The sequence below is a fragment of the Flavobacterium sp. genome (assembly GCF_040379285.1).
Lineage (GTDB): Bacteria > Bacteroidota > Bacteroidia > Flavobacteriales > Flavobacteriaceae > Flavobacterium.
Window position 1 is genome coordinate 1 of the sequence record NZ_JBEILJ010000047.1, and the last position, 19,851, is coordinate 19,851.

At 42.3% G+C, this 19,851-nt stretch carries 17 protein-coding genes; 12 read left to right on the forward strand and 5 right to left on the reverse strand.

What is annotated here, in order from left to right:
* Positions 1-746 precede the first annotated feature (746 nt).
* The 3 genes from ABWO12_RS09645 to ABWO12_RS09655 all read right to left on the reverse strand — a co-directional run bounded on the left by ABWO12_RS09645 (position 747) and on the right by ABWO12_RS09655 (position 5,306).
* Positions 747-2,612, reverse strand: a complete 1,866-nt coding sequence (locus ABWO12_RS09645; RefSeq protein WP_353088659.1) for a M1 family metallopeptidase — start codon at positions 2,610-2,612, stop codon at positions 747-749.
* Between the two features lie 135 nt (positions 2,613-2,747).
* Complete coding sequence (locus tag ABWO12_RS09650) at positions 2,748-4,373, reverse strand: S8 family peptidase (RefSeq protein WP_353088660.1); 1,626 nt, start codon at positions 4,371-4,373, stop codon at positions 2,748-2,750.
* Positions 4,374-4,442: 69 nt separating this feature from the next.
* A complete protein-coding gene (locus ABWO12_RS09655; protein WP_353088661.1) occupies positions 4,443-5,306 on the reverse strand; it encodes an MBL fold metallo-hydrolase in 864 nt (287 codons plus the stop codon).
* Positions 5,307-5,475: 169 nt separating this feature from the next.
* Here ABWO12_RS09655 and ABWO12_RS09660 point away from each other — a divergent pair, with 169 nt between their 5' ends.
* The 5 genes from ABWO12_RS09660 (at position 5,476) to sufD (ending at position 9,994) form a co-directional block, all read left to right on the forward strand.
* A complete protein-coding gene (locus ABWO12_RS09660; RefSeq protein ID WP_073360181.1) occupies positions 5,476-5,805 on the forward strand; it encodes a HesB/IscA family protein in 330 nt (109 codons plus the stop codon).
* A gap of 29 nt (positions 5,806-5,834) precedes the next feature.
* Positions 5,835-7,283, forward strand: coding sequence for a Fe-S cluster assembly protein SufB (gene sufB, locus ABWO12_RS09665; protein WP_353088662.1), 1,449 nt, complete (start codon positions 5,835-5,837; stop codon positions 7,281-7,283).
* Between the two features lie 144 nt (positions 7,284-7,427).
* Complete coding sequence (gene sufC / locus ABWO12_RS09670; protein WP_287782786.1) at positions 7,428-8,177, forward strand: Fe-S cluster assembly ATPase SufC; 750 nt, start codon at positions 7,428-7,430, stop codon at positions 8,175-8,177.
* Between the two features lie 73 nt (positions 8,178-8,250).
* A complete protein-coding gene (locus ABWO12_RS09675; RefSeq protein WP_353088664.1) occupies positions 8,251-8,640 on the forward strand; it encodes a four helix bundle protein in 390 nt (129 codons plus the stop codon).
* 37 nt (positions 8,641-8,677) lie between these two features.
* Positions 8,678-9,994, forward strand: a complete 1,317-nt coding sequence (sufD, locus tag ABWO12_RS09680; RefSeq protein WP_353088665.1) for a Fe-S cluster assembly protein SufD — start codon at positions 8,678-8,680, stop codon at positions 9,992-9,994.
* 43 nt (positions 9,995-10,037) lie between these two features.
* Here the strand turns inward: sufD and ABWO12_RS09685 are convergent, their stop codons facing one another.
* Entirely contained in the window at positions 10,038-11,387 is a 1,350-nt protein-coding gene (locus ABWO12_RS09685) for a serine hydrolase domain-containing protein (RefSeq protein ID WP_353088667.1), read from the reverse strand.
* 156 nt (positions 11,388-11,543) lie between these two features.
* Between ABWO12_RS09685 and ABWO12_RS09690 the strand changes: the two genes are divergently transcribed.
* The 6 genes from ABWO12_RS09690 (at position 11,544) to ABWO12_RS09715 (ending at position 15,445) form a co-directional block, all read left to right on the forward strand.
* Positions 11,544-12,758 carry an aminotransferase class V-fold PLP-dependent enzyme gene (locus ABWO12_RS09690; protein ID WP_353088668.1) on the forward strand — a complete coding sequence of 405 codons (1,215 nt, stop codon included), beginning with the start codon at positions 11,544-11,546 and terminating at the stop codon, positions 12,756-12,758.
* A gap of 11 nt (positions 12,759-12,769) precedes the next feature.
* Complete coding sequence (locus ABWO12_RS09695; RefSeq protein ID WP_353088669.1) at positions 12,770-13,198, forward strand: hypothetical protein; 429 nt, start codon at positions 12,770-12,772, stop codon at positions 13,196-13,198.
* 6 nt (positions 13,199-13,204) lie between these two features.
* On the forward strand, positions 13,205-13,630 hold the full coding sequence (locus tag ABWO12_RS09700; protein ID WP_353088671.1) for a SufE family protein: 426 nt from the start codon (positions 13,205-13,207) through the stop codon (positions 13,628-13,630).
* A gap of 10 nt (positions 13,631-13,640) precedes the next feature.
* Positions 13,641-13,964, forward strand: coding sequence for an SUF system Fe-S cluster assembly protein (locus tag ABWO12_RS09705; RefSeq protein WP_073360164.1), 324 nt, complete (start codon positions 13,641-13,643; stop codon positions 13,962-13,964).
* A gap of 7 nt (positions 13,965-13,971) precedes the next feature.
* The gene (locus tag ABWO12_RS09710; protein ID WP_353088672.1) at positions 13,972-14,487 is read left to right on the forward strand and encodes a DUF2480 family protein; all 516 of its coding nucleotides are present in this window, start codon (positions 13,972-13,974) and stop codon (positions 14,485-14,487) included.
* Between the two features lie 76 nt (positions 14,488-14,563).
* Complete coding sequence (locus ABWO12_RS09715) at positions 14,564-15,445, forward strand: DUF3078 domain-containing protein (protein ID WP_353088674.1); 882 nt, start codon at positions 14,564-14,566, stop codon at positions 15,443-15,445.
* A 33-nt stretch (positions 15,446-15,478) separates the two neighbouring features.
* Here the strand turns inward: ABWO12_RS09715 and hflX are convergent, their stop codons facing one another.
* Positions 15,479-16,702 carry a GTPase HflX gene (gene hflX / locus ABWO12_RS09720; RefSeq protein WP_353088675.1) on the reverse strand — a complete coding sequence of 408 codons (1,224 nt, stop codon included), beginning with the start codon at positions 16,700-16,702 and terminating at the stop codon, positions 15,479-15,481.
* A gap of 180 nt (positions 16,703-16,882) precedes the next feature.
* Here hflX and ABWO12_RS09725 point away from each other — a divergent pair.
* Positions 16,883-19,851: fibronectin type III domain-containing protein (locus ABWO12_RS09725; protein WP_353088676.1), on the forward strand; the 2,969-nt coding region annotated here is incomplete at its 3' end.

Consider the following 19,851-nt stretch of genomic DNA (forward strand, 5'->3'; position numbering starts at 1 on the left):
GCTCAGGAGCTTTTTTTACCGCAAAGACTCAAAGGTTACGCAAAGTCCGAGAAGTTTTACATCAAGTATTACGATTATTTTAAGTCCATCAAGTTCACGGCCTTTGGCCGTCTTAATTTTTCTTAACCTATATTCAGTACTTTGGGGTACTTTAAATTCCTTAATGGTTAAACCTCTGGAGCACAATGGTACACTAGGTTTTTCACAAAGCTCCACGATGTTTTTTACCGTAAAGACGCAAAGGTTACGCAAAGTCCGAGAAGTTTTACATCAAGTATTACGATTATTTTAAGTCCATCAAGTTCACGGCCTTTGGCCGTCTTAATTTTTCTTAACCTATATTCGGCACTTCGGGAAACTTTAAATACCTTAATGGTAAAACCTCCGGAGCACAAAGTCCCACTAGGTTTTTCACAAAGTTCCACAATGTTTTTTACCGCAAAGGCGCTAAGGTTACGCAAAGTCCGAGAAGTTTTACATCAAGTATTACGATTATTTTAAGTCCACCAAGTTCACGGCCTTTGGCCGTCTTAATTTTTCTTAACTTACATTCGGTACTTTGGGATACTTTAAATTCCTTAATGGTAAAACCTCTGGAGCACAAAGTCTCACTAAGTTTTTCACAAAGTTTCACGATGTTTTGTAAACAGCTAATGCCTGATACATGCCGAAACGTATTGGCACATCGACACATCGGCTCATCGGCATATTGACACATTGGCACATTGGCACATTGACACATTGGCCTACCTTTCAAACTTATTATTATTCCCCTTCACATCCGCCATCAACCCTGCGGGATCAATCACAATGCTTTTAATGTTGGCCAACGGTTTCTCGATTCGGAATTGATAGCGGGGATTGCCCCAAGCCCATTCAGTCAAGACTTTACGCGGCAATTCAGGATTGGGATTGGGTTTGGTATAATGCATCATTCGCAGAGGAATGTAGAAATTCTCTTTTGAACCGTCGGTGTAGCTGACTTGTAGGTCAATTGGCATCGGCATGCGGCCCAAGCGCTCCAAGTTGACCAAAGTGGCGCCCTCTTTTTCCTCTACCGAGGCAATGCTGTAGTCAATCGTGTTGGTTGTTTGGGTAAAATCGATTAAATACCAATCCAACACTGCACCCGAAACCCGCTCAGCTGTGCGTTTAATGTCGTTGGGCGTTGGGTGTTTGAACTTGAAGTCCTGGTAATAACGGCGTAAGATTTTGTCCACCGCCACACGACCCAAAAGGTATTCGAATTGCGCCAAAAACACTTCCCCTTTGCTGTACGAAGCAATGCTGTAACTGCGGTTTTCATCGTAACGGTCGGCATGCGTCGACAAAGGTTGTTCTTTTCCGCTGTTGGCCAAATTGATATAAGCTTTGTACGCCCCTGCATAGGGATTGGCCACGGGTTGCGGAGAAAGCGTGTTCATCGCCCGGTCTTCAATATAGGAGGTAAATCCTTCATCCATCCAAGGGTGTTTGCTTTCGTTGGTGGCCAAAATGTGTTGAAACCAAGAGTGGCCCATTTCGTGGGCGATCAATCCCGTTAAGCCATTCAATTCGCCTTCGCCCAAAATCAACGTACACATTGCATATTCCATACCGCCATCGCCGCCTTGAATCACACTATATTGTTTGTACGGATAGGGTCCCACCCAATAATTAAACAAATCCATGATCGTGACCACTTTGGGTTGTACCGCCTTCCAGGTAAGCGCAATTTCAGGTTTGTTTTTGTATAAAAAATGTAACGCGACTCCGTTCGTACCCTGAACTACGTCATGTACATAGTCGGGGTCGGCAGCCCAAGTAAAATCGTGTACCTGAGGCGCTACAAAATGCCAGGTCAGTGTTTTTTGCTTTTTAGGAATAGTCACTTTTACACCAGGACCTTGGTAGTTGTATCCGATTTCATTTCCGTTTTGCAAATACCCTGTGCCGCCAAGAATATACGATTTATCAATAGTAATTTTCACATCAAAATTACCCCAAACACCTTGAAACTCACGGGCGATGTAAGGATCCACATGCCAGCCTTCAAAATCAAATTCGGCCATTTTAGGATACCACTGACTCATCGAAAGGGCAACCCCTTCGCGATTGTTTCGCCCGGAGCGGCGAATTTGCACTGGCACTTGGCCTTCAAAATTCAAGGTAAGCACGGTTGATTTACCCGGAAGCAAAGGCACGGCCAAAGGCACTTTGAGTAAGGTGCCACTCACGGTGGTTTCGAGTAGCGCGCCCGCTTGACGGACATTGCTTACGTTCAAATACCCAATTTCGTCGGGTTTGAGTTGGGCTATGCGACTCTGTTTGATTTCTTTATCGCCTTCTTTGATTTTGTTCACCATGCGGCTGTCAGGATCTTTGACGTGTTGAAGGCGCATGTCCATCTCACTACCGGGTTGAAATGCGTTGTTGTACAGATGGTAGTACACCGTTTGCAAGGTATCGGGAGAATGGTTGGTGTAGATGAGTTCTTGCGTTCCCGTGTAGCGATAGGTGGTGACGTCCATGGTGACGTCCATTTTGTAATCAACATGTTGTTGCCAATACCCGTTTTGGGCTTGACCCAAAAGGGAACAAAATACGGTTACAATAATCAAAAGTGGTTTCATAGTTTAAGAAACAAGGGGTTAATTATAGTCAAAAATGCCACAAACTACGGGGTAACTTGTGGCATGTTTTGTGTTTTTATTTTTAAACGGGGCAAAGAAAACCGAGTGTCTGTATCGGTTGAGTTTTACACGCGCTTAGTTTTTTGCTGCACGTACCATTTGATCCGCCATGAGCAACGCATTGTAAGCATTGACAATTTTGCCCGATACGCATGTGGCACTAAATGGAATTTGTACTTTTTCTTCGCCAACACCCACATTAGTTGCAATATCAATTCCTGAATCCATCAAAATGTGTTTCACCTGTGAAGCGGTCAAGGAAGGGTAATACGAACGGATTAACGCGGCAACGCCTGCCGCATTAGGAGCGGCCATCGAAGTACCTTGTTCGTATTTGTATTTATTGTTGGGATAAGTAGCGTAAATTTTTACTCCAGGAGCAAAAACATCGACATTTTTCTGTCCGTAGTTGGAGAAATCAGCGACCATTTTAGCACCTGTCGCGGTATTTAAAGCTCCGATGGTAATGAAATTGTCGGCAATTTCCTTACCGTTGACTTCATCGGTGGGGAAATTTGGTTCAACATCAATGTCTTTGCTGTCGTTTCCTGCCGCGTGCACGATAAGTACATCTTTACTTTCGGCATATTTAATTGCATCCCACACCCATTCTTTGTGCGGAGAATAATCTTTTCCAAAACTACCATTGATGACTTTGGCGCCATTATCCACAGCATAACGAATCGCCAAGGCAATGTCTTTATCGTACTCATCGCCATTGGGCACCGCACGAATCGCCATGATTTCAACATTTTTAGCCATCACTCCATCGCCGCCGATACCGTTGCCTCTCACTTGGGCAATGATTCCTGCTACGTGTGTACCGTGTGAAGCATCGGCTACATCGGGGCCTTTTACATTTCCGTTCCCGTAGTTGCGATTATTCAAATCTTCAGGATTATCCCCGACCACTTTTCGACCATCAAAATCTACGTTGAGGTTGTAATTAAGTTGGTCATAGATATAATCCACATACGATTTGATTTCTTCTTGAAATTCGTCCCCCGCTTGTGCCGCAATACTCATCATAATCATTTTGCTGCGATTGAGCGTGGCATCAGAAGTGCTTATTCCTTTGAGATCTTCTTTCGTGTATGTTTCTTTTTTCAAGAAGGTCCGAATGTCTTTATCGGCTTTGGAAATCATGTCCACTTGTGGCTTTTGCTGTTTCATTTCCTGCAACTTTTGGTCGAGTTCAGCTTTAGCCCGTTTGTACGTTTCTGAACCATCGTCGCCTTTTTTTACAATCCGAGTGAGCTCCAAATTCATGGCCGTAGCCTCTCCCAAAAAGTTCCACCCATTTACATCATCAATAAATCCATTTTTGTCGTCATCGATATTGTTGTTGGGAATTTCCTTAGTATTGGTCCAAATCCGCCCTTTCAAATCCGGATGATCAATATCCACCCCCGAATCGATAACGCCAACGATAACTTTCGTTCCTTTTCGTTTTTTTAACAATTCTGCATACGCTCGATCGACACTCATGCCAGGTACCGTGTCTTTAATCAAGTCCAAATGGCTCCATCGTTTTAAGTCGGATTCCTTAATCGGGGTAGTTTTTAAAACAGTTTTGTCAATTTTTGCAGGATCGGTGCTTACAAACGGCGCATTAGACGATCCACAACCGGTGAGCAAGGACGCAGCAACAAGTGCCACCCATGCTGATTTTTCAAAATTCAAGTGCAACATAATTTTCATTTCAAGGCAATTTGCCATAATTGGGTTTAAAAATATTCGCTTTTACATGAAAAGCCTTAGCGATTAACATTAGATTAAGATATCTTCCAAACGATATACCTGATCGAGTCGGATGCCTTTTTCGGTATGCTTCACGGTCACAATGGGGTTGTGCGCATCGTGTTCCAACCATAAATAGTATCCTTGGTCGGCAGCTGCGGTCAGGAATTTTGTTTTTTCATCCAAAGTCAACAGCGGTCGCGTATCATAACCCATCACATAAGGAATGGGAATATGCCCCGCGGTAGCCAATAAATCGGCACAAAAAACAATGGTTTTATCGCCGTAGGAAAGGTGAGGTAACATTTGCTTTTCGGTATGACCGTCGGCGTAGAAGATGTTGAATCCCATTTCGTTGGAAAAACCAAAATCACTTTCGGGGCGGTTGATAAAACGCAATTGACCACTCTCTTGCATTGGAATGATGTTTTCGTGTAAAAACGACGCTTTTTCCCGTGCATTCGGTTGGGTAGCCCACTGCCAGTGGTTTTCGTTGGTCCAAAACGCAGCATTTTTAAACGCCACTTCATAGCCTTCCCCCGATGCTTTGCGGTTCACACTTCCGCCACAATGGTCAAAATGCAAGTGCGTCATAAACACATCGGTCACATCATCGCGGTGAAAGCCGTGCTGAGCCAACGAGGCATCGAGCGAATGATTGCCCCAAAGGGAATAATAACTGAAGAATTTTTCCGACTGTTTATTACCCATTCCCGTGTCAATCAAAATCAAGCGATTTCCCTCTTCAATCAATAGACAACGCGCTGCGATATCGATGAGGTTGTTGGCATCTGCCGGATTGGTTTTGTGCCAAATGGTTTTGGGAACGACCCCAAACATAGCGCCGCCGTCCAACTTAAAGTTACCAGCTTCAATAGCATAGAGTTTCTTCATATAAATCCGTGTAAACGTTCACTATTTCGGGTGGACAAGGTACAAAATCCAATCGGGAACTTTTTATAAACTTTATTTATAAGAATTCGACTAAAAAATATGTTAAATCGACGAGTGAAAAGCTTTAAGGTGTATCTTTGCGACAATTTAGACAAAATTAAAATAAGCTATGATTAAAGTGTCCGAATCAGCCAGTAAAAAAATTGTCGAAATGATGCATGACGACGGTTTTGATGCCGCTCACGACTTTGTTCGTGTTGGGGTGAAAAGCGGTGGGTGTTCCGGTTTGTCTTATGAGTTGAAATTTGATAAGTCGATCGGGGAAAACGATAAAGTTTTTGAAGACAACAACGTTCGCATCGCTGTAGAGAAAAAGTCCTTTTTGTATTTAGCGGGAACTGTTTTGGAATATTCAGGCGGTTTGAATGGTAAAGGCTTTGTATTTAATAATCCCAATGCGAGTCGCACCTGTGGATGTGGGGAGAGTTTTTCGCTCTAATTCCAATTTTTTAATTTTACAACAAACCCATGGCAAAATATACCGAAGACGACTTAAAAGTCGAATTGGAAAATAAAGAGTACGAGTATGGATTTTATACCGATATCGAAAGCGAAACCTTTCCAGCCGGTTTAAATGAAGATATTGTTCGTGCTATTTCCAAGAAAAAAAACGAGCCCGAATGGATGACCGAGTGGCGTTTGGAAGCGTTCCGAGCTTGGCGCGAAATGATAGAACCCGAGTGGGCCAATGTGCATTACGAAAAGCCCGATTTTCAAGCGATTTCCTATTATTCGGCACCCAAGAAAAAAGATAAATACGCTTCCCTTGATGAGGTTGATCCCGAGTTGTTGGACACCTTCAAAAAGTTGGGAATTTCTTTAGACGAACAAAAAAAATTGGCCGGTGTAGCCGTTGATATTGTGATGGATTCAGTTTCAGTGGCCACCACATTCAAAAAAACTTTAGCAGAGAAAGGCATTATTTTCTGCTCGATTTCGGAAGCGATTCAAGAGCATCCCGAGTTGGTTCAAAAATATATCGGTTCCGTAGTACCCCAAAAAGATAACTTTTATGCCGCGTTGAATTCAGCCGTATTCTCCGACGGTAGTTTTTGTTACATTCCCAAAGGCGTGCGTTGCCCCATGGAATTGTCTACCTACTTCCGTATCAATCAGGGAGGAACGGGACAGTTTGAGCGTACGCTCGTCATTGCCGATGAAGGCAGTTATGTATCGTACTTAGAAGGTTGTACCGCACCTAGTCGCGATGAAAATCAATTGCATGCGGCGGTGGTCGAATTGATTGCCTTGGACAATGCTGAAATCAAATATTCTACCGTTCAAAACTGGTATCCTGGAAATAAAGAGGGGAAAGGCGGGGTGTACAATTTTGTGACCAAACGCGGATTGTGTGAAACCAATGCCAAAATCTCGTGGACGCAGGTAGAAACCGGTTCGGCTGTTACGTGGAAGTATCCAAGTTGTGTGTTGAAAGGCGATAATTCTATTGGAGAGTTTTATTCCATTGCGGTTACCAACAACTTCCAACAAGCCGACACGGGAACGAAGATGATACATTTAGGAAAAAACACCCGTTCGACCATTATTTCCAAAGGAATCTCGGCGGGGAAATCGCAAAACAGTTACCGAGGTTTAGTCCAAATTGGAGCGCGTGCCGAAAATGCGCGTAACTTTTCACAATGTGACTCGTTGTTGATGGGGAACCAATGTGGGGCGCATACCTTTCCCTATATCGAAAGTAAAAACGCGACCGCTCGTATTGAGCACGAAGCCACCACGTCCAAGATTGGTGAAGATCAAGTATTTTATTGCAACCAACGCGGAATTCCCACCGAAAAGGCGATTGCTTTAATTGTAAATGGTTTTAGCAAAGAAGTCCTAAACAAATTACCGATGGAATTCGCCGTAGAAGCCCAGAAATTATTGGAGATTTCATTGGAAGGCAGCGTGGGGTAATTTGAAAATTCTAAATTTTGAATTTTAAAAGAATTCTGGTTGACGTAAACTAAATAGAAAAAATTACACGATTTAAATAAAAGTTTTAAGAGCGCACCAAGCCAACCTGAAACTTTAAACTTTAAACCTGAAACAAAAAATAAAATGTTAAGTATAAAAAATTTACACGCTTCAGTTGAAGATAAAGATATCTTGAAAGGCATTAATTTAGAAATTAAAGCGGGTGAAGTACACGCAATTATGGGTCCAAATGGAGCGGGAAAAAGTACCTTATCCTCCATTATTGCGGGCAATGAAAATTATGAAGTTTCCGAAGGAGAAATCATTTTGGATGGGGAAGACATTTCAGAATTAGCTCCCGAAGAGCGGGCTCATAAAGGGGTGTTTCTTTCATTTCAATATCCGGTAGAAATTCCAGGGGTTTCGGTGACCAATTTCATCAAAACCGCCATCAACGAAAAGCGTAAAGCCAACGGTGAAGAGGAAATGCCAGCCAATGAAATGTTGAAGAAAATCCGCGAGAAATCGGAATTGTTGGAAATGGACCGCAAGTTTTTGTCACGTTCGTTAAACGAAGGTTTTTCAGGCGGGGAGAAAAAGCGTAATGAGATTTTTCAAATGGCGATGCTAGAACCCAAATTGGCCATTCTCGATGAGACCGATTCAGGTTTGGATATCGACGCTTTACGAATCGTAGCCAATGGTGTGAACAAGTTGAAAAACGAAAACAATGCCGTTTTGGTGATTACCCACTACCAACGTCTTTTGGATTACATCATCCCCGATTATGTGCACGTCTTGATGGACGGTAAAATCGTGAAAACCGGAGGCGCTGATCTTGCCTTGGCTTTAGAAGAAAAAGGGTACGATTGGATTAAGAGTGAGATGAATTAGGTTTCAAGTTTCAGGTTTCAGGTTTCCGAGAAAACATATAAATTAGTGGTTTTAACCTTATAATTTATAAGCCATGGCAACCATCAAACGATTTGAAGACCTCGAAATTTGGCAAGAAGCAAGAAAACTAGCTAAAGATATTCACCAAATTACGGTAAACACTCCTCTGAAAACAGATTTTAGATTTCAACAACAAATAAAAGCTTCTTCAGGCTCCATAATGGACAATATTGCAGAAGGTTTTGAACGTGATGGCAATGCTGAATTTAAACAATATTTAGCGATTGCAAAAGGGTCTTCTGGAGAGACACGATCACAACTCTATCGGTTGTTGGATTATGGATACATTTCAGAAAAACAGTTCCTTGAACTGAAGATACAATATGAAAGTCTAAGTGGTAAGATTCAAAGTTTTATCACCTATTTAAATAAACAAGAATTCAAGGGTAACAAGTTTCGTTAACGTTAAACTTGAAACCTTAAACTTGAAACTTTATACAATGGAATTGAAAGAAAAGCTTATTTCCTCATTCATGGCCTTTGAAGGGCAAATCGATGTGAATTCCGATTTGTACGATGTGCGCACTACGGCGATTAAGAATTTTGAGCTAAAAGGGTTTCCCTCCAAAAAGGAAGAAGCTTGGAAATATACGTCGTTGAATGCCGTGTTGAAACATGATTTTACCGTGTTCCCAAAGTATGATTCGGCTATTGAGTTTAAAGATGTCAAAAAGTATTTTTTGCATGAAATTGACACCTACAAAGTCATATTCATCGATGGAAAATACAGCTCGTTTTTATCGCAAACCACCCATGAAGGATTGGATGTCTGTTTAATGTCATCAGCATTTACCAAACCGAAGTATAAAATGGTGATGGACACCTACTTCAATCAAATCGCCAACAAAGACGAAACCTTAACGTCCTTAAACACGGCATTTGCAGCAGAAGGAGCTTATATCAATGTGCCCAAAAGTAAAGTTGTAGACAAACCGATTGAAATCATTTACTTTTCCACTGGCCAAGAAAACGCCTTAATGGTACAACCGCGCAATTTGATTGTGGTGGGAGAAAATGCCCATGTGCAAATCATTGAGCGTCATCAAAGTTTGAATGAAAATCCTGTGTTGACCAATGCCGTAACGGAGGTGTTTGCCCAAAAACGTGCGATTGTGGATTATTATAAAATTCAAAACGATTTAGGATCTGCCAATTTGATTGACAATACCTACATCGCCCAAAAGCAAGAAAGTCACGTTTCGGTACATACCTTCTCTTTTGGAGGGAATGTAACACGTAATAATTTGAATTTCTACCACCAAGGCGAGCGCATTGACTCCACCTTAAAAGGAATTACCATTATCGGGAGAAAACAGCATGTGGATCATTATACTTTGGTGCACCATGCACAACCCAACTGCGAAAGCCATCAAAACTATAAATGCATTGTCAATGACAGCGCAACTGGGGTTTTCAATGGGAAGATTTTTGTAGAAAAAGAAGCGCAAAAAACAGATGCTTTTCAGCAAAATAACAACATCTTATTGAGTGAGAAAGCGGTGATTAACGCCAAGCCTCAATTAGAAATTTTTGCCGATGATGTCAAATGTTCCCACGGCTGTACGATTGGTCAATTGGACGAAAGCGCCATGTTTTATATGCAACAACGCGGTATTCCCAAAAAAGAAGCCAAGGCCTTATTGATGTATGCTTTTTCGAATGAGGTAATCGAAAGTATCAAAATCCCCGAATTAAAACAGCGCATTACTCAAATTATCGCACAGAAATTGGGTGTGAATTTGGGATTTGATTTGTAATTTTTTATAAAAGATATTGATGGCGCAGGTTTTACGACCTGCGTTATTTTTTGATACTCTTCACAATTCCGCTCAACAACGCGTTAAAGTCAAAGCCGGGATCTTCTTTCAATCCCATGCGTACTACCACCAAATAGTGGCTTGGAAAAATGGCAATCATTTGCCCTTGATAGCCACTACAATAAAACATATCGCGCGGTACATCGGGAAATTTTCCACCTGCATTCAACCAAAATTGAGCCCCGTACCGATTGGCTGAGGTGGGTGTAGGCGTAGCCACATATTTTACCCAATCTTCGGCAAAGATTTGCGTTCCATTCCACCACCCTTTTTGTAAATGCAACTGCCCAAATCTTGCCCAATCTCTAGGCGTGGCCCACCCGTAGGAAGAACCTACGAAATTTCCAGCCATGTCGATCTCTACGAGTGCCGAATGCATGCCAATTTTATCCAACAAACTATTGTACCAAAAATCGAGGTATTCTTGGTGCGATGCAAACTGTTGCCGTAAAATACCACTCAGCAAATTGGTCGTTCCCGAGGAGTAGTTCCAACTTGCATTGGGTTTTCCCACCAAGGGTTTGTCGCGTTGTACTGCTGGCATATCCCGTGTTTTAAAGAGCATATTCGTGGCGTCACAAATTTTATCGTATTGCTCTTCCCATTCCAACCCCGAATTCATTTGCAATAAATTGTGAAGGGTAATTTTTTTACGCGCATCATTTTGCCATGCTGCGATTGGAGCAGGTTGATGAATATCGAGTTTGCCTTGGTATTGTAAAATGCCGAAATAAGTCCCCGTTAAACTCTTCGTCATCGACCATCCCAACAACCGCGAATCTTTTGTAAATCCGTTGGCATACTGTTCAAGCACCAAGTGGCCTTTATACAAAACCACGACCGCACGAGTACGTTTATTTTTTTCTCCCTTGGCATCAAAAGCTTGGGCCACCGTCTTTTGAAGTAAGGCATAATCGATGTTGGCAAACGTACTGTCTTTGGGCGCTCCAGCTCCAAAAGGATAGGGAATCGAAGTATTGGGTTTTATTGTTCGCCGCGGTACTTGATAGGGTTGAGAGACATCAAATTCATCATCAATCAAAGTGGCACCTAGTCCGGGACGGTAAATGGCTTTGCGTTCTTTGATTCCATAGACACTGGAAAGGGCAAATAGTTCCGTTTTATTGACCGAATTTCGGGCCAAATCAACCAACGAGATATCATTATCGCCCGATTCAATCGCCTCCAAAGGACGGTTGTCGATGAATGTTCCCGAGGCAACACTTTTGGCTGAAAATCCCGAAATTAAATCCAGTTTTGGGTATACGGTAAGATAAAAAATAAGGACAAGAAGCGTGAGGAGTATAGCAACGTATTTCAGGAATTTTTTCATGAGAAAAGTTTGGTTTTGGAAGTTCTAAAGTACAGAAAAATTAGATTAAAAAAACAGCGCAAAATGGACAAGTGATAAGGAAAAGTTAATTGACTAAAATGCCCGTTGAAAGGCAAAAGTTTTAATATCTTTGTATTTAGAAAAATTCTAAATAAAATGCTAGACCTACATAAAATACGCGCGGATTTTCCCATTTTAACACAGCAAGTGAATGGTAAGCCGTTGGTCTATTTTGATAACGGCGCTACTGCCCAAAAACCCCAAGTAGTGCTCGATGCCATCACGAAGTATTATAGCGAAATCAACGCCAATATCCATCGCGGTGTTCATACCTTGAGTCAGCTTGCCACCGATGCTTACGAAGTATCCCGCGGTAAGATTCAGCGTCATTTGAATGCCAAACACGCGCATGAAATTATATTTACTTCCGGTACTACCCATGGGATTAATGCGGTAGCTAACGGTTTTGCCTCTTTATTACAAGCGGGTGACGAAATATTAGTCTCGGCGATGGAACACCACAGCAATATAGTTCCTTGGCAAATGTTGTGCGAACGGACAGGAGCCGTGTTGAAAGTCATCCCTATGAATGAAAAAGGGGAATTAATTCTATCGGAATACGAGGTTTTATTATCGGATAAAACTAAAATCGTGACGGTGAATCATATTTCCAATGCGTTAGGTACGATCAATCCGGTGGAATATATTATTCAAAAAGCGCACGAGGTTGGCGCAGCAGTTTTAATTGATGGAGCACAAGCAACGCCGCATTTAAAACCCGATGTGCAAGCCATGGATTGTGATTTTTATGTTTTTTCAGGACATAAAGTGTGTGGTCCAACAGGCACTGGAATATTGTATGGAAAAGAAGCGTGGTTGCACAAACTTCCCCCTTATCAAGGCGGTGGGGAAATGATTGCCACGGTGAGTTTTGAAAAGACAACCTATGCCGATTTACCGCATAAATTTGAAGCCGGGACGCCTCATATTGCTGGGGGAATAGTGTTGGGAACGGCGATTGATTATTTGAACGAAATCGGTTTTGACGCTATCGCAGCCTACGAACAAGAGTTGTTGGAATACGCGACCCAAAAGTTGCTACAAATAGAAGGGTTGCGAATTTATGGTACCGCTACCCACAAAACTTCGGTTATCTCTTTTAACGTAGGAACCATTCACCCCTACGACATTGGCACGATTGTAGATAAGTTAGGAATAGCGGTGCGCACAGGACACCATTGTGCCCAACCCGTCATGGATTTCTTCGGAATTCCCGGAACGGTTCGCGCTAGTTTTGCTTTTTACAATACCAAAGAAGAAATTGATACTTTTGTAGAAGCACTGCACAAAGCCGTGATGATGTTATCTTAAAAGTTTCGTTTATGAAAGCACTAGCTCTCGTTTTATTTACCCTTTTGATGGGAAAAGGTTGTTCCCAAAGCAACGCTGATTTAGCTTCGGCCAAACTTACGTACACGGCACACAGTCGCGGCATACACAAAGTGATTGTTTTGGAAAATAAAGAATTGACCTATGAAAATGGCCGTGGGAAAGACGCATCTCTAACGGCTTCAACGCTATCAGATTCGGAGTGGGAGGCTTTGGTGGGACAGTTTAAAATCATTTCTTTGGAACAATTGAACACCTATGCCGACCCTACGCAAGCACGCTTCTATGATGGGGCAGCCATTGCCAATTTGACTATAGAATACAAAGGCAACACCTACCGTACTAAAGATTTTGATCACGGAACACCTCCCGTAGAGATACAACCATTGATTACCTCTTTGTTGGCCCTAATCAAGGAATAAATGACTATGACAACGCAAGAAATACAAGAAGCGATTGTAGATGAGTTTTCAATGTTTGACGACTGGATGCAGCGCTATGAATACATTATAGAATTGGGGAAATCGTTGCCGATTATCGCTGACCAATATAAAACCGATGCTAATATTATTAAAGGCTGTCAATCGAAAGTGTGGGTTCATGCGGAGGAAGAAGGCGGAAAAATTTGGTTTACAGCCGACAGTGATGCCATTTTGACCAAAGGAATTATCGCGTTATTAATTCGGGTGTTTTCAGGGCAAGAACCCAAGGTGATTTTGGAAACCGATACCACTTTTGTAGATGAAATTGGACTTAAAGAACATCTATCCCCTACACGGGCCAACGGTTTGGTGTCGATGATCAAACAAATTAAGATGTACGCGTTGGCATTTGAATCAAAAAACACAAACTAACGATAGTTTTATGGAAGAATTTAACGATACCATCAATTTAGGAGAGAATGTGGTGAAAGTGCTCAAAGGCATTTACGACCCCGAGATTCCTGTGGATATTTATGAATTGGGATTAATTTATGACGTTATGATTAATGAAGATCATGAGGTTAAAGTGTTGATGACCTTGACATCACCCAATTGTCCCGTAGCGGAAACTTTACCCGCGGAAGTGGAAGAAAAAATCAGAAAAATTGAGCATGTGAAATCCTGTGAGGTCGAGATTACTTTTGATCCGCCTTGGAGCAAGGATTTGATGAGTGAAGAAGCCAAGTTAGAACTAGGAATGCTGTAACGACGCTATGGACGAAATAGTAAATCGCGTTGCCCAGTCGACCTTGATGGTTTTTGATTTGGAGGATTACTATCCAAAACAAGTCAAGTCGGGTATAGATATCGCGCAATGGCTCGAAGAAGGGTTTTTATTGAAAGAAAAAGACTTTCGAGAGGCGCTAAAGAACCACGATTGGACACAATACCATGGCCACCTTTGTGCAGTGTATTGTAGTACAGACGCTATTTTACCCACATGGGCACCTATTTTGGTGAGTTCCTACCTCGCTTCCGAGGCGTACTGGGTTGTATTGGGGCCACCTGAATCGTTGGATGCCCAGTATTATCAAAATATTTTAGAGCATTTGGATTATTCATCCTACACCGATAAGCCTGTGATTTTAAAAGGGTGTTCCAAAAAGCCCGTACCGGATAGTGCTTATGTGGCCGCAATTCAAAAATTGCAAAAAGTAGCCAAAAGTATCATGTACGGGGAAGCCTGTTCAGCTGTACCCCTATTTAAAAAAAGCACTACAAAATTGTAGAAGACTCTCGTCATTTTCAATTTGGAAATCACAGAAGTATCGCTATTTTTGCGCCGAATTTATAACCCGAAATTCCGTGAAAAAACAGTTAATTTTCCTTGCCTTGTGCAGTGTGAGTCTTGTTCAAGCCCAATTGAGCGAGCGCGATCTTTTGAATAAAACAGAAGAAGTGGTCAAAAACATCACCCAAGAAAAACCCAATGGATGGTCTCGTAAGGGCTTGGCTACTTTTATTGCAAACCAGGCAATTTTTAACAACTGGTTGGCGGGGGGACAAACCAGTTTTTCGGGAAACATTTCGTTGAGTTATGATTTTAATTACAAAAGCGATACCTGGAACTGGGATAATAAATTGACCGCAGGATACGGTATCACGAAGATTAAAAAGCAAGAACTTCAAAAAACTGATGACCGCGTTCAATTCAATTCGCTGTTAGGGAAAAAATTTACCCAGGTTTGGTATTATTCGATGTTTTTCAATTTTCGCTCTCAATTTGATGCGGGATTTGAAAAAGGAATAAAAACCTCCAAATTGCTTTCTCCCGTTTTCTTTCAGTTTGGTCCCGGTGTGCTGTGGAAACGCAGTGATAGTTTCAAAGTAAACGTGGCTCCTGCAACTTCCAAAGTAGTGCTGGTTGATGCCGATTTTACCCGAACAGGCGGCTCTTTTGGTGTCTTGCAAGGCGAAACTATTCGGTATGAATTTGGTGCCGCTGTGAGTGGTTATTACAAATGTTTATTGATGGAAAATGTATCTATGGAGAATATTTTAAACCTTTACTCCAATTACAATGAAGACGCTCAAAATGTGGATGTGGATTATACGTTAAATCTCAATATGAAAGTAAACAAGTATTTAACCACCATTTTTGCTTTTCAAACCATTTATGACGATAACGCTTTTGCAGGTTTTCAAACGCGTCAAATCATCGGTTTGGGGGTGAACTACAATTTTTAATTCATGAGCTAATTTCCTAAAGCTTATGGAAAGTTAATTATTCTCAACGGCGTCTTTGTAGTCGGGATATAAGAATTTATTGTAGGGGAAACGGGTGATGTGGATTTTACGAACCGCTTCATATACTTTTTCTCTAAATTCTTCAAAATTGACTTTCTCCGTGGCTGAGATAAAAATCGTGTGATCTTCCCCCAAATGACTCATCCACGTTTGTTTCCACTCCTCCAAGGTATGGTGTTTTCGGGTTCGTTCGGTGGTTAAATCATCTTCAGCAATGATATCGTTTCGGTAAGCATCAATTTTATTAAAAATCATCAAGGTCGGCTTGTCGCTACTTTTGATATCGGTTAAAATTTGATTTACCGATTCAATATGTTCTTCAAAATCAGGATGCGAAATATCGACAACATGAAGAAGCAAATCGGCTTCTCTAACTTCGTCCAAGGTGCTTTTAAAGGATTCTATCAGTTGTGTAGGGAGTTTTCGGATAAAACCTACGGTATCAGAGAGCAAGAAGGGTAAGTTTTTAACGACAACTTTTCGAACAGTAGTGTCAAGGGTGGCGAAAAGTTTATTTTCAACAAAAACATCACTTTTCCCTACGGCATTCATTAAGGTGGATTTCCCTACATTGGTGTACCCGACCAAAGCGACACGAACCATAGCCCCACGGTTACTTCGTTGCACCGCCATTTGTTTGTCAATGGTGCGGATTTTATCTTTTAACAAAGCGATTCGGTCTCTTACAATTCGGCGGTCGGTTTCAATCTCGGTTTCTCCCGGACCTCTCAAGCCAATCCCCCCTTTTTGACGTTCCAAGTGCGTCCACATACCTGAAAGACGCGGTAACAAATATTGGCATTGGGCCAATTCAACTTGGGTTCGCGCATACGATGTTTCGGCCCGTTGTGCAAAAATATCGAGGATGAGGTTGGTTCGGTCCAAAACCTTGCAATCGAGTATTTTGGAAATATTTTTTTGTTGGGAAGGGGAAAGTTCGTCGTCAAAAATAACAGTAGATATCCCATGCTCTTTGACAAACAAGTGAATTTCATTCATTTTTCCTGTGCCCAAAAAGGTCTTTGGATTCGGTCTATCTAGTTTTTGCCAAAAGCGCTTAACAACTTCTCCACCTGCCGTGTAGGTTAGAAACGCTAATTCGTCCAAATATTCTTTTAATTTATCTTCATTTTGAAATTGTGTAACGATACCGACTAGTACCGTTCTTTCAAAATTTATTTTTTCCTTTTCCAGCATAACTTCAAAAACAGAATACAAAAATAGGCATTAATGTTTACTTTTTTTTTCAAATACACAATCAAACCCATCGAATACGTCTTAAAATTGAGTTTTTCTACTTAGATTCAGATTTTTTTTTAAATTTGAAGATTAAATCATTCGAACACTATACTTTAATTAACTTAATCTCCATTGTAAATGAAGAAAATCACTTTCATTCTTGCTTTACTGTGTACTTTTTTTGGCTTTGCCCAATTTCCAACTCCAGGAGTTGAGGGATTTGAGAATACGACCGGACCGGACGTAGCTACAAATCCGTCGCCTTGGACTTTGGGAACGGGAGCAACGGGTAACCAGTGGGCTGTTTTTGACAACGGTGTGGGGGCACGCCGTTGGACTATTACCACCTCAGCAGCCAATGTATATGCTGGTTCCAATGCCGCTTTTATGAATAATGAAGTTAACATTGGTCAAGGCAATACAGCCCAAGATTATTTAGCCACTCCAAAAGTAACCGTTCCTGCCAACGGGGAATTGCGTTTTTGGACGCGTTCTACGCTATTAGGTACACAGGGTACGGAGTATTTTGTATTAGTGAATCCAACGCCCAATGCACCAGGCGCGCAAACCAATATTGCAGGCTATACCCAAACCGCGGCCTCGTATACAGAAGCAACTTTGTCAGCAACTTTCAACTTATATGAAGAGAAGGTGATTGATTTATCGCTGTTTGCAGGTCAGGAAGTATACATTGCTTTTATGATGCGTTTCACGCAGCCTACAGGGGCTCCAGGTGGAGACCGTTGGTTGATTGATGCGGTAAGTTTGGTTGAACGTTGTATAGCGCCTACCAATTTAACGATTAACAATATTACACAAACCTCTGCGCTTTTAGGCTGGAATGGAACTGCTCCTCAATATGAAGTGGAGGTAGTCCCTGCTACTAGTACCCCTACAGGTTCAGGCGTATTGATTACTGGAAATAGTTACACTGCCAACGGGTTAACACCTGCTACGGGGTATGTTTACTTTGTTCGTGCCGTTTGTGCACAGAGCAATAGTGCTTGGGTAGGTCCGTTTAACTTTACTACGACCACCCCAGGTCTTACCTGTAACTCGGCCATTGCGGTTTCAAGTTTACCCTACAGCTCCAATGATACTACAGCCAATTACGCTGATAATACCGATACCAACCAAGGAGGGTCGTGTGGTTCAACTACCAATTATATGATTGGGAATGAAGTATTCTATTCTTTCACACCAACCACCACAGGAGCCATTAGTATCTCCATGACCCCTGGGGCTGCCAATTCAGGTATTTTTGTATACCAAGGTTGTGCCAATGTGGGCGTAAATTGCATTGCCGGTGTTGCTAATGCAGGTACTACAATACGTGAGATTCCGAGTTTGAATGTCATCGCAGGGCAAACCTATATTATTGTATTGTCGTCTGCAGCGGGAACTCAGAGTTACAACTATAGCTTAGTTATCCAACAGTTAAACTGTGCACGACCTGAAAACTTAGCCGTTTCCAATATCGGACTCAATGGCGCTTCACTCTCTTGGGGGAATCCTGGAGGTGCGACTTCATGGGAATACGTTGTACAAACCGCAGGCTCAGCTGTTCCATCTGGAGCGGGAACCACCTCGGCTACCAATACCAACGTCTCTGTGACGGGTTTAAATCCTGATACAGCCTACCAATACTGGGTTCGTGCCGATTGTGGCAACGGAACCTTCAGTGCTTGGGCAGGTCCATTTACCTTTAATACTTTAGTGCCCCCACCAGCATGTGGAGGAACCTTTACTGATGGTGGAGGAACCGCGGCCAACTATAACAACAATGCTGATCAAACAGTGACTATTTGTCCTCCTATAGGTTCTGGTCAAGTTGTGACGGTAACCTTCACTAGTTTCAACGTAGAGGCGACCAACGACGGTTTGTATGTTTTCAATGGAAACTCAACATCAGCACCACAAATTGCCAGTCCAAACCCTGCAGGGTCGGTGCCTGGTGGATTGGCTGGAGCGTTTTGGGGAACAACTAGTCCTGGTACGGTAACTTCATCTAGCATTGATGGTTGTTTGACCTTCCGTTTCCGCAGTAATGGTACAACCACAGCTGCAGGATGGGTAGCCAATGTTACTTGTGCGGCACCTCCCGCTTGTCCAGCTCCTTTCTCATTAGCATCAACCATTGTTTTAGGAACCTCAGCTACGTTCAACTGGACGGCTGGCGGCACTGAATCACAATGGCATATTATCGCAGTACCTTGTGGTTCACCTTCGCCGAATGCAGCTACCACAGGATTTACTGTAGCCAACACCCGTCCTTTCCAATTGACAGGATTGTCGGGATTAACCTGTTATGACGTATATGTTCGTGCCGTATGTTCAGGAACAGAATTGAGCAATTGGGCTGGTCCTGTATCGATTACTACGCAAGTAGCCCCTCCAGCCTGTGGTGGTGTATTTGCTGATGAGGGAGGAAATGGAAATTATCCTAATAATACTGATTCGACCGTAACTATTTGCCCCCCTACAGGTTCTGGCCAAGTAGTCACAGTTACCTTCACTAGTTTTGCCACAGAAGCAAATTGGGATGGATTATATGTGTTCAATGGACCTACTGTGGGGTCGCCTCAAATAGCTAGTACAAATGGCCCAGGTTTTGGTGATTTAACAACTCCAGGTGCTTTTTGGGGTACACTAACTGGAGGAAATTTACCAACATTTACTTCTACAGCTGTTGACGGTTGTTTGACTTTCCAATTTATCAGTGATGCTATTATTAATTTGGCTGGTTGGACTGCTAATGTTACTTGTGCATTACCTCCAACCTGTCCTAATCCTAACACCCTTGTTACTTCAGCTGTTACATCAAACAGTGCTACTTTAGCGTGGACAAACCCCAATACCGCAACAACTTGGAATGTTATTGCACTTCCTTGTGGTTCACCTGCACCAACCGCTGCTACCACTGGATTTACGGTAACGACCACCAATCCACATGTATTTACAGGATTAACACCCGATACTTGTTATGACTTATACGTTCAGGCCGTTTGTGGGCCAGGCGACTTAAGTAACTGGGTTGGTCCAAGAACAATAACAACACAAATTGCACCTCCGCAATGTGGTGGAATTTTTACTGACCCAGGTGGAGC

Coding starts and splice junctions, on each gene's coding strand:
- ABWO12_RS09645 (WP_353088659.1), bottom strand. CDS start 2,612: ATGAAACCACTTTTGATTATTGTAACCGTATTTTGTTCCCTTTTGGGT.
- ABWO12_RS09650 (WP_353088660.1), bottom strand. CDS start 4,373: ATGAAAATTATGTTGCACTTGAATTTTGAAAAATCAGCATGGGTGGCA.
- ABWO12_RS09655 (WP_353088661.1), bottom strand. CDS start 5,306: ATGAAGAAACTCTATGCTATTGAAGCTGGTAACTTTAAGTTGGACGGC.
- ABWO12_RS09660 (WP_073360181.1), top strand. CDS start 5,476: ATGATTAAAGTGTCCGAATCAGCCAGTAAAAAAATTGTCGAAATGATG.
- sufB (WP_353088662.1), top strand. CDS start 5,835: ATGGCAAAATATACCGAAGACGACTTAAAAGTCGAATTGGAAAATAAA.
- sufC (WP_287782786.1), top strand. CDS start 7,428: ATGTTAAGTATAAAAAATTTACACGCTTCAGTTGAAGATAAAGATATC.
- ABWO12_RS09675 (WP_353088664.1), top strand. CDS start 8,251: ATGGCAACCATCAAACGATTTGAAGACCTCGAAATTTGGCAAGAAGCA.
- sufD (WP_353088665.1), top strand. CDS start 8,678: ATGGAATTGAAAGAAAAGCTTATTTCCTCATTCATGGCCTTTGAAGGG.
- ABWO12_RS09685 (WP_353088667.1), bottom strand. CDS start 11,387: ATGAAAAAATTCCTGAAATACGTTGCTATACTCCTCACGCTTCTTGTC.
- ABWO12_RS09690 (WP_353088668.1), top strand. CDS start 11,544: ATGCTAGACCTACATAAAATACGCGCGGATTTTCCCATTTTAACACAG.
- ABWO12_RS09695 (WP_353088669.1), top strand. CDS start 12,770: ATGAAAGCACTAGCTCTCGTTTTATTTACCCTTTTGATGGGAAAAGGT.
- ABWO12_RS09700 (WP_353088671.1), top strand. CDS start 13,205: ATGACAACGCAAGAAATACAAGAAGCGATTGTAGATGAGTTTTCAATG.
- ABWO12_RS09705 (WP_073360164.1), top strand. CDS start 13,641: ATGGAAGAATTTAACGATACCATCAATTTAGGAGAGAATGTGGTGAAA.
- ABWO12_RS09710 (WP_353088672.1), top strand. CDS start 13,972: ATGGACGAAATAGTAAATCGCGTTGCCCAGTCGACCTTGATGGTTTTT.
- hflX (WP_353088675.1), bottom strand. CDS start 16,702: ATGCTGGAAAAGGAAAAAATAAATTTTGAAAGAACGGTACTAGTCGGT.